Below are 11571 nucleotides of genomic sequence, written 5' to 3' on the forward strand. Positions count from 1 at the left end.
TAGGGGTGCGAAAGGGGTCCGTTCCCGCACTAGCTTCGGAATCCCATCCTCGAACCCGAAATGCGGACCATGCGAGACGAACTGATTCTGCGAACTCGACGTGTTCGGCCGGACTGGGCCACGGTGCTGGCCGCTTTCGACGAAACCCCGGACGGGGAGCGGCGGCGGGCGCTCGCCGCGCTGGTCGTCGCCGAGACCGAAGCGGTGCTGGAGGCGAAGCCGGGTGCGGGGACCGCCGCGCCCGGCACGCCCTTCGCCGAACTCGGGTTCGATTCCCTCGCGGCGGTGGAACTGCACCGGCGGATCTCCGCGGCCACCGCGCTGGAGCTGCCGGTGACGCTCGTCTTCGACCACCCGACACCGTCGGCGCTCGCCGGTCATCTGCGCGATCTGCTCGCCGGTGAGGCCGTGGCCGAGATCGAGGACTACCAGGCGATCGCCGACGACGAGCCGATCGCGATCGTCGGCATGGCCTGCCGTTACCCCGGTGGGATCGGTTCGCCGGAGGACCTCTGGCGGCTGGTCACCGAGGGTGGGGACGCGACGTCGGACTTCCCGGCCGACCGCGGCTGGGACGTGGAATCGCTGTACGACCCCGACCCCGGGGTGCCCGGCAAGACCTACACCCGGCGAGGCGGGTTCCTCGACGGCGCCGGGGATTTCGACGCGGGATTCTTCGGGATCTCGCCGCGTGAGGCGCTGGCGATGGATCCGCAACAGCGGCTCCTGCTGGAGACGTCGTGGGAGGCCTTCGAGCGGGCGGGGATCGACCCCGCGACCTTGCGGGGAAGCGCGACCGGCGTGTTCGTCGGCGCGGAGACCCAGGAGTACGGACCGCGTCTCGGTGGCGCGGAAGAAGGTCTCGAAGGTTATCTGCTGACCGGTAACGCGGCGAGTGTCGCGTCGGGCCGCGTCTCGTACGCCTTCGGGTTCGAGGGCCCGACGGTCACCGTGGACACCGCATGCTCGTCGTCGCTGGTGGCCCTGCACCTGGCAGGGCAGGCGCTGCGGCTGGGGGAGTGCCCGATCGCGGTGGCCGGCGGCGTCGCGGTGATGTCGAGCCCCGGCGGTTTCCTCGCCTTCAGCCGTCAGCGCGGGCTCGCGCCGGACGGGCGCTGCAAGCCGTTCTCCGCCGCGGCGGACGGCACCGGCTGGTCCGAAGGTGTCGGGATGCTGGTGCTGGAAAGGCTTTCCGACGCCCGGCGCAACGGGCACCGGGTGCTCGCCGTCGTCCGCGGCACCGCGATCAACTCCGACGGCGCCAGCAACGGTCTCACCGCGCCCAACGGCGCCGCTCAGCAGAGGGTGATCCGGCGCGCGCTGGCGAACGCCGGGCTCGCACCGTCCGAAGTGGACGCCGTCGAAGCACACGGCACCGGTACCGTCCTCGGCGACCCGATCGAGGCGCAGGCACTGCTGGCCACCTACGGCCGCGACCGTGAGCGCCCGTTGCTCCTCGGCTCGGTCAAGTCGAACATCGGGCACACCCAGTCGGCCGCCGGGGTGGCCGGGGTGATCAAGATGGTGCAGGCGATGCGGCACGGTGTGCTGCCCAAGACCCTGCACGCCGACGAGCCCACCCCGAAGGTCGCCTGGTCCTCCGGTGCCGTCGAACTGCTCAACGAGACCGTTGCTTGGCCGGAGAATGGCGCGCCTCGCCGCGCGGCGGTGTCGTCGTTCGGGATGAGCGGGACCAACGCGCACGCCGTCCTCGAACAGGCCCCCGCCGAGGACGAGCCCGAGCCGTCGCCGGAAGCGTGGCCCACCTGGCTGTTCCCCGTCAGCGGCCGCGACGAGAAGGCCCTGCGCCGTCAGGCCGCCCGGCTGCGTGAAGCCCTGCCGGACAGTGACCTCCCCGCCATCGCCGCCGCGCTCGCCACCACCCGGTCCGCCCTGGAGTGGCGGGCCGTGGTGACGGTCGCCGATCGCGCGGGATTGTTGGCCGGGTTGGACGCGTTGGCCACCGGTGAAGCTCTGCCGAGCCTGGTCCACGGGACGGCGCGGATCGGGATCGTCTTCAGCGGCCAGGGCAGCCAGCGCGCCGGGATGGGCCGCGAACTGCACCGCCGGTTCCCGGTGTTCGCCGCCGCCTTCGACGACGCCTGCGGGCATCTCGACCTGCAACTGGACCGGCCGCTGGCCGAGATCGTGTTCGCCGACGAGGGCACCGAGGAAGCCGGCCTGTTGCACCGCACCGAATACGCGCAGTGCGCGTTGTTCGCCGTCGAGGTCGCGCTGTTCCGGCTGTACGAGCATTGGGGCCTGCGCCCCGATTACGTCGCCGGGCACTCGATCGGCGAGCTGGCCGCCGCGCACGTTTCGGGCATGCTTTCGCTCTCCGACGCCGCCGCGCTCGTCGCCGCGCGGGGACGCCTGATGCAGGACACGCGCGAGGGCGGCGCGATGCTCGCGGTGCAGGCGACGGAGGACGAGGTCCTGCCGCTGCTTGACGAACGCCTCGCGATCGCGGCCGTCAACGGCCCGCGGTCGGTGGTCGTCTCCGGCGACGAGGCCGCGGTCGAGGAGGTCGCCGCCGCGTTCGCCAGGCGCAAGACCAAACGGCTCAAGGTGAGTCACGCCTTCCACTCGCATCACATGGACGGGATGCTCGACGAGTTCCGCCGGTTCGCCGAGATCCTCACCTTCCGGAAGCCGGTGATCCCGCTGGTGTCCACTGTGTCCGGTGAGCTGCTCACCGAGGCGACGGCGCCGGAATACTGGGTGGAGCACGTGCGCCGCCCGGTGCGGTTCGCCGACGGCGTGCGGCGGCTGGACGAGCTCGGCGTCGACGTGCTCCTGGAACTCGGCCCGGACGCGGTGCTGACGCCGATGGCCGCCGAAGTCCTCGACGGCGAGGGAGCGGCGCTGGTGCCGAGCCTGCGCGGGTCGCGGCCGGAGGCGGAGGCGCTCGCCGCGTCGCTGGCCGAACTGTGGGTCCGCGGCGCCGAACTCGGCTGGCCTCAGGTGTTCGGTGCACACCCGAGGGCCGATTTGCCGACTTATGCCTTCGAACGGCAGCGGTACTGGCTGATCGACCAGGACACCGCCGGGGATCCCGGCGCCTACGGTCTGGGCGACACCGGGCATCCGCTCCTGCGGGCGTCGGTCACCACGGCCGAAGACGGTGCGCTGCTGCTCTCCGGCAGGTTGTCCCCGCTCACCCAGCCCTGGCTCGCCGACCACGTCGTCGGTGGCGACGTGGTGCTGCCGGGTACCGCGCTGCTCGAACTGGCGCTGCGGGCCGCGGAACTCGCGGGGGCCGGGGGCGTCGAGGAACTGACCCTCGAAGTGCCGATGGTGCTTTCCGAAGCGGGCGTTCAGGTTCAGGTGTCGGTCCGGGACAGCGGGCTCCTGATCTTCTTCCGTGACACCGAGGACGACGAGTGGACGCGCTGCGCTTCGGGCACGCTCGGCGCCGCGGCGCCCGCTCCCGGCTTCGGGGCGTGGCCGCCCGCCGGTGAGCCCCTCGACCTTTCCGATCTCTACGACCGGTTGGCCGACTCCGGCCTCGACTACGGGCCGGCGTTCCGCTGCCTGCGTGCCGCATGGCGCTCCGGTGACGACCTCTACGCCGAGGTCGCCGCCGTGCCGGAGACCCAGGGCGGGTTCGGCGTGCATCCGGCGCTGCTGGACGCGGCGCTGCACGTGCTCGAACTCGGCTCCGGGGGCGGTGGAGGCCCCGCGGCGCTGCCGTTCGCGTGGTCCGGCGTGACGTTGCACGCGCGCGGCGCCGACGTTCTGCGCGTCAAGCTCGAGAACCACGTCGCGGGTGCCGAAGCCGGGACGTACTCGGTGTCCCTGAAGGTGGCCGACGGCGCGGGCGAACCCGTCGCGTCGGTCGAATCCTTAGCCCTGCGACCTCTTTCCACAGCTCCTCGCGCGCAGGACGGCGCGCTTTACGGCGTCGACTGGATTTCGCTTCCCGGAACGCCGGGCGTCGCCGAGTACCGGCTCTATCCGGACCTCACCGCCGTCGACGACGTGCCACCGGTCGTCGCCGTCCGTTGCACCACTCTCGAAAGCGTGCTGGATCTCGTCCAGACGTGGCTCGCCGACGACCGGTTCGCCCCGGCCAGGCTGGCGCTGCTCACCGACGGCGCCGTCGCCACCGAAAACCCCGATCCCGCCGCGGCCGCCATGTGGGGGCTTGTGCGTTCCGCGCAGGCCGAGCACCCGGACCGGCTGGTATTGGCCGACGTCACGGGAGAAGACGGCCTCGCCGCCGGACTGGCTTCCGGCGAACCCGAGTTCGCCGCCCGCGACGGCGCGGTGCTGGTCCCCAGGCTGACGCGTGTGCCGAGCCCGGCCCCGGCGTCGTTCACCACCGGCGGCACGGTGCTGATCACCGGCGGGACCGGCGGTCTCGCCGGGCTGCTGGCCCGGCATCTGGTCGAGCGGCACGAGGTACGCAGCCTGCTTCTCGTGAGCCGTCGCGGTGCCGCGGGGCCGCTCGTCGACGACCTCACCGCGCTGGGTGCCGACGTCACCGTCGCCGCCTGCGACATCGCCGACCGCGAGTCCGTCGCGGCACTGCTCGCCGAGCATCCGGTGTCGGCGGTCGTCCACGCCGCCGGTGTGCTCGACGACGCGACCATCACCACGCTCGACCACGAGCGGCTCGCGGCCGTCCTGCGGCCGAAGGTCACCGGCGCGCTCGTCCTGGACGAACTCACCCGGGACCTCGACCTGTCGGCGTTCGTGCTGTTCTCTTCGTCCGCGGCCACCTTCGACGGCGCGGGTCAGGCCAACTACGCTGCGGCCAATGCCTTCCTCGAAGCGCTCGCCCTCCGCCGCCGTGCGGAAGGCCGCCCCGGCGTCGCACTGGGCTGGGGCCTCTGGGCCACCGGGATGGGAGCACGGCTCGACGAGGCGGGGCTGCGCCGGATCGAGCGCTCCGGCCAGCGTGCACTATCCGAAGTAGACGGGCTCGCGCTGTTCGACGCGGCACTGGCGGCGGACCGGCCGGTACTGCTGCCGATGCGGATGCACCGTGCCGCGTTGCGTGCCCGCGCCTCCGCCGAAGGACTTCCGGCAGTCCTCGGCGGACTCGTCCGGGTCACCCGCCCGGCGCCGTCGGCCGCACCGCGCGGACTGGACGAGGCGGCCCTGCTCGACCTCGTCCGGACGACGGTCGCCGCCGTCCTGGGCCACCCGGACGCGCACGCGATCGACCCGGATCGCGCGTTCACCGAGGTGGGTTTCGACTCGCTCGCCGCCGTGGAACTGCGCAACCGGCTGATCGCGGCCACCGGACTGAAGATCGCGCCGACGCTGGTGTTCGATCACCCGAACCCGCGTGCGGTCGCCGCGTTCCTCGCCGCCGGCTCCGCTCCGGTCCGGGACGAGCCCGCCGCTCCGGCCGAAGCCGACGAGCCGATCGCGATCATCGGCATGGCCTGCCGCTATCCGGGCGGGGTGAGCACACCCGACGACTTGTGGCGTCTGGTCGCCGACGGGAACGACGGCATCACCCGGTTCCCCGAGAACCGCGGCTGGGACACCGACGGCGTCTACCACCCCGACGCCGACCACCGCGGCACGACCTACGTGCGCGAGGGCGGTTTCCTGCACGACGCCGGACAGTTCGATCCCGGCTTCTTCGGGATCTCGCCCCGGGAAGCGCTGGCGATGGACCCGCAGCAGCGGCTGCTGCTGGAGATCTCCCACGAAGCCGTCGAACGGGCCGGGATCGACCCGAAGTCCTTGCGCGGCAGTGGAACCGGCGTGTTCGCCGGGGTGATGTACCACGACTACGCGACCGGGCTGAACCGCGTCCCCGACGACGTCGAGGGTTACCTCGGCAACGGGACCTCGGCCAGCATTCACTCCGGCCGGGTCGCCTACACCTTCGGGCTGGAAGGCCCGGCCGTCACGATCGACACGGCCTGTTCGTCGTCGCTGGTGGCGCTGCACCTGGCCGCGCAGGCGCTGCGGCGCGGTGAGTGCTCGATGGCGCTGGCGGGCGGGGTGACCGTGATGGCCACGCCCGAGGTCTTCGTGGACTTCAGCCGTCAGCGCGGCCTCGCTCCCGATGGCCGCTGCAAGTCCTTTTCGGACGAAGCAGACGGCACGGTGTGGAGCGAAGGCGTCGGGATGCTCCTGGTGGAACGCCTTTCCGACGCCCGCCGCAACGGCCATCGCGTCCTCGCGATCGTGCGGGGGAGCGCGGTCAACCAGGACGGCGCGTCCAACGGCCTCACCGCCCCGAGCGGTCCGTCGCAGCAACGGGTGATCCGCCGGGCCTTGGCGGACGCCGGTCTCAAACCGTCCGAAGTGGACGCTGTGGAGGCCCACGGCACCGGGACGCCGTTGGGTGATCCGATCGAGGCGCAGGCGATGCTCGCCACCTACGGCCAGGACCGGGACCGGCCGCTGTGGCTCGGGTCGCTGAAGTCGAACCTCGGCCACACCCAGGCCGCCGCCGGCGTCGGCGGGATCATCAAGATGGTGCAGGCGATGCACCACGGTGTGCTGCCCCGCACGCTCAACCTCGGCACGCCGACGACCAAGGTCGACTGGACATCCGGGAACGTGTCCTTGCTCAGCGAGCCCGTGGCCTGGCCGGAAACCGGCGGGCCCCGGCGTGCGGCTGTCTCGTCGTTCGGGATCAGCGGGACCAACGCGCACGTCGTCCTGGAGCAGGCGGAACCGGTCGAAAAGTCCACTTCGGACACATCGCCGCTCGGTGGTGACGTGCTGCCGTTCGTCCTGTCCGGAAAGACGTCCGCCGCCCTGGCCGCGCAGGCCGACCGGCTCGCCGGGCACCTGGCCGGCGACGTCTCCCTGCCCGCCGTGGCCCGCGCGCTCGCGGTGACCAGGTCCGCGCTGGACCACCGTGCCGTGGTGGTGGCGGGCGACCGCGCCGGGTTGACCGCCGGGCTGCGCGCGCTGGCCGACGCCGTCCCCGCGCCCCACGTGGTCGATGGGGTCGCCGAGAACGGCAAGGCCGTCTTCGTCTTTCCAGGCCAGGGATCGCAGTGGACCGGGATGGCGGTGGATCTGCTGGGATCGTCGGCGGTCTTCGCCGAAGCGATGGCCGACTGCGAGGCCGCACTTCTGTCCCATCTGGACTGGAAGCTGACGCACGTCCTGTCCGACGCGGCGGCGCTGGAACGGGTGGACGTCGTCCAGCCGGTGCTGTTCGCGGTGATGGTGTCGCTGGCCCGGCTCTGGCGGGCGTGCGGCATCGAACCCGCCGCCGTGGTCGGGCATTCGCAGGGTGAGATCGCGGCCGCGTGTGTCGCGGGCGCGCTGTCGCTGGAAGACGCCGCACGCGTGGTCTGCCTGCGCAGCAAGGCGATCCTGGCGCTGTCCGGATTGGGCGGGATGGTGTCGGTCGCGGCCTCTGAGGATCGCGTCCGGGAACTGCTGCCCGATGGCGTTTCCGTGGCCGTGGTGAACGGCCCGGCTTCCGTCGTCGTGTCCGGTGACGTCGCCGGGCTGGAGGCGCTGCTCAAGCGATGCGAACTGCTCGACGTGCGGGCGAAGCGGGTCCCGGTGGACTACGCGTCGCACTCGGCTCACGTCGACGCGATCGAACAGCAGGTCGTGACGGCGCTGAGCGGAATCATGCCGCGCGAAGCCGAACTGCCGATGTACTCGACCGTCACCGGTGAGCCGATCGACACGACCACCCTCGACGCGGCCTATTGGTTCCGCAATCTCCGGGCCACCGTCCGGTTCGACCAGGCGGTGCGGCGGCTGATCGCGGACGGGTTCCGGTTCTTCGTCGAGACGAGCCCGCATCCGGTGCTGGTCGCCGGGCTGACCGAACTCGTCGAAGAGGCCGCCGTGCCCGCCGTCGCGCTCGCGAGCCTTCGCCGTGACGAGGGTGGACCGACCCGGTTCGTCACCTCCCTGGCCGAGGCGCACGTCCACGGTCTCAGCCCCGATTGGGCCGCGCTGCTGCCCGAGGCGGGGTGGGTGGATCTGCCGCCCTATGCCTTCCAGCATCAGGAGTTCTGGCTCACCGACGCCGGGGAACCGGGTGACGCCGCCGGATTCGGTCTCGGCGCCACCGGGCATCCGCTGCTCACCGCCGCGACCGCGCTGCCGGGCTCCGGCGGCCTGCTGCTCACCGGCCGGATCTCGACGGCCGCCCAGCCGTGGCTGGCCGACCACGCGGTGCAGGGCGTGGTGCTGCTGCCGGGTACGGCGTTCGTGGAGCTGGCGCTGCAGGCCGGAACCCACGCGGGCTGCGGGCGGATCGACGAGCTGACTCTCGAAGCCCCGCTGCCGCTTCCCGAGCAGGGCGGCGTCCGCGTCCAGGTCGTCCTGGGGTCCGAAGTGAACGGACGCCGCGAGGTCACCGTGCACTCCCAGGCCGAATCCGGTGACGACACCTGGGTGCGGCACGCATCCGGCTTCCTGACTTCGGCGGAAACCCCGGGAGAGGGACTGACCGAATGGCCGCCCGCCGGCGCGACGAGCGCCGACCTCGACGGCTTTTACGCCGACGCCGAGGCGCAGGGCTACGGCTACGGTCCGGCGTTCCAAGGGCTGCGAGCGGCCTGGACCCTGGGTTCCGACGTCTTCGCCGAGGTCGTCCTGCCCGATGCCGAGGGCGCGGACCGGTTCGGTCTGCATCCGGCGTTGCTCGACGCCGCCCTCCACGCCCTCGGTACCGTCCGGTCCGGCGACGGCGCGGAACTGCCGTTCGCGTGGACCGGGGTCACCGTGCACGCCGTCGGCGCCACCGCGCTGCGGGTCCGGCTCACCGTGGGGACGGACACCGTCGCGGTGACGGCGGCCGATCCGGCGGGCGCGCCGGTCGCGACCGTCGAAGGCCTCGTCACGCGGCCCGCCGCCCTGCCCGGATCCCGGCGGCCGGACTCGCTGTTCCGCGTCGACTGGACTCCGGTCTCCACGCCGGAAGCCGTCGAGACGCCGACCGTCACCGTCCTGTCCGACGGCGACCTGACCGCGCTCGCCGAGATCCCCGACGTGGTGCTGGTGCCGGTGGGAGCCGAGGCCGGGGACCTCACCGAGAGCGTCCATCGCACGACCGCCCGGGTGCTCGATCTGCTCCGGACCTGGCTCGACGACGAGCGGTTCGCCGACGCGCGGCTGGTGCTGCACACCCGCGGCGCGGTCGCGGACGTCCGCGACCTGCCGGCCGCGGCGGCCTGGGGCCTGGTCCGGTCCGCGCAGGCCGAGAACCCCGACCGGATCGTCCTGCTCGACAGCGACACCGACCTTCCGCCGGCGTTGCTCGCCGAAGTGCTGGCCACCGGTGAGGCGCAGCTCGCGTGGCGCGACGGGGAACTGCTCGTGCCGAGGCTCGCCAAGGTCTCCACCGACGGCACGCTGACCCCGCCGGAAGGCCCCTGGGTGCTGGACGCGCCCCGCCGCGGCACGCTGGAAGAGCTCGCGCTCGTCCCGGCGCCCACGGCCGCCCGGCCGCTCGCCGACGGCGAGGTCCGGATCCAGGTCCGGGCCGCCGGGATCAACTTCCGCGACGTGCTCATCACGCTCGACATGTATCCCGAGGACAAGGCGGTGATGGGCAGCGAGGGCGCGGGTATCGTCACCGAAATCGGTTCCGGCGTCACCGGCCTGAAGCCCGGCGACCGGGTCTTCGGCCTGTTCGACGGCGCGTTCGGACCGGTCGCGATCGCCGACCGGCGGACGGTCACGGAAATGCCCGTGGACTGGACGTTCGCCGAAGCGGCCGCTCTGCCGGTCGTCTTCCTCACCGCCTACTACGGGCTGGTCGACCTCGGCGGGCTCCGGCCGGGGGAGAAGGTGCTGATCCACGGAGCGACCGGCGGTGTCGGCATGGCCGCGGTCCAGCTGGCCCGCCACCTCGGCGCCGAGGTGTTCGCCACGGCGAGCCCCGGCAAGTGGGAAGTGCTGCGGGGCCTCGGTTTCGACGACGAGCACATCGCCTCCTCCCGCACGCTGGACTTCGAGGACCGGTTCGGCCGGATGGACGTCGTCCTGGACTCGCTCGCCAAGGAGTTCGTCGACGCGTCGCTGCGGCTGCTGGGCGAGGGCGGCCGGTTCGTGGAGATGGGCAAGACCGACATCCGTGACGCGGACGAGGTCGCGGCCGCGCATCCCGGCGTCACCTACCGCGCGTTCGACCTGCTCGACGCCGGACGGCCGAGGATCGGCGAGATCCTGGCCGAACTGCTGGACCTGTTCGGCGCCGGGTCGCTCACCGTGCCCCGGCCGACGGTGTGGGACGCGCGCCGCGCACCCGAGGTCTTCCGGTTCATGAGCCAGGCCAAGCACATCGGCAAGAACGTGCTCACCATCCCGTCCACAATGGACGGGAACGGGACGGTGCTGATCACCGGCGCCACCGGGACACTCGGCGCGCTGGTCGCCCGGCATCTGGTCACCGTGCGCGGTGTCCGGCACCTGCTGCTCGTCGGCCGCCGGGGTCGTGCGGCGGCCGGGATGGCCGAACTCGAAGCGGAACTGACCGCCGCCGGGGCGTCCGTCACCATCGCCGCCTGCGACGCGGCCGACCGGGCGGCGCTGGCCGCCCTGCTCGCCACCGTCCCGGCCGAGCATCCGCTGGCCGGGGTGGTGCACGCCGCCGGTGTCCTGGACGACGGCCTCGTCGCCACGCTGACCCCCGAGCGGCTGGCGAAGGTGCTGCGCCCGAAGGTCGACGCCGCGGTCAACCTGCACGAACTGACCCGCGACGCGCATCTCGCCGAGTTCGTCCTGTTCTCCTCGGCCGCCGGCGCGTTCGGCGACGCCGGACAGGGCAACTACGCCGCCGCGAACAGTTTCCTCGACTCGCTCGCCCGGCACCGTCGGGCGCAGGGGTTGCCCGCGGTCTCGCTCGCGTGGGGTTTCTGGGCCGAGCTGAGCGGGATGACCGGCCACCTCGGTGAAGCGGATCTGGCCCGGCTCAAGCGGTCCGGGATGAGCCCTCTGTCCACTGAGGACGGACTACTGTTGATGGACGCCGCCCGTGCCGGGTACGAACCGGCGCCGCTCCCGATGCACATCGACCTCGCCGCCCTGCGGGGCGAGGAAGTGCACCCGTTGCTGCGGGGGCTGGTGAAGGCACCGGTGCGCCGGGCCGCCGCGGCCACCGGCACACAGTCCGAGGGACTAGCCGACCGGCTGGCCGGGCTCGCCCCGGCCGCCCGCGGCCGGGCCCTGCTGGACCTGATCCGCGCGAACGTCGCCGCGGTGCTCGGTTTCGGCTCACCGGAGCAGGTCGGGGTCCGGCAGGCCTTCCGGGAGCTCGGGTTCGACTCGCTCAGCGCGGTCGAACTCCGCAACCGGCTCAACGCGGCGACCGGTCTGCGGCTGCCCGCCACGGTCGTGTTCGACCATCCGACGCCCACCGCGCTCGCCGAAACCCTCGGCGACCGGCTGGCACCCGCCGAAGAAGCCGTTGACGACGAGGTCGCCCGTATCGGCGCGGTCCTCGCTTCGGTGCCCGCCGACCGGCTCCGCGAAGCCGGCGTGCTGGACCTGCTGACCCGGCTGGCCGACCCCGGCTACCGCCCCACCGAGTCGCCCGACGGCGCGGACATCGACGAGATGGACGCCGACCGCCTGATCGCACTCGCTTTCGACGCTTCCGACCCCGCCTGACGTGAA

1 protein-coding gene is annotated in these 11571 nt (G+C 72.6%); it reads left to right on the forward strand.

Features of this window, described 5'->3' with window-relative positions; genetic code table 11:
- Positions 1–204: 204 nt before the first annotated feature.
- Positions 205–11565, forward strand: coding sequence for an SDR family NAD(P)-dependent oxidoreductase (locus AORI_RS55700; protein WP_420806987.1), 11361 nt, complete (start codon positions 205–207; stop codon positions 11563–11565).
- The last annotated feature ends 6 nt before the right edge of the window (positions 11566–11571 follow it).

The sequence above is a fragment of the Amycolatopsis keratiniphila genome, assembly GCF_000400635.2.
GTDB classification, from domain to species: Bacteria; Actinomycetota; Actinomycetes; order Mycobacteriales; family Pseudonocardiaceae; genus Amycolatopsis; species Amycolatopsis keratiniphila.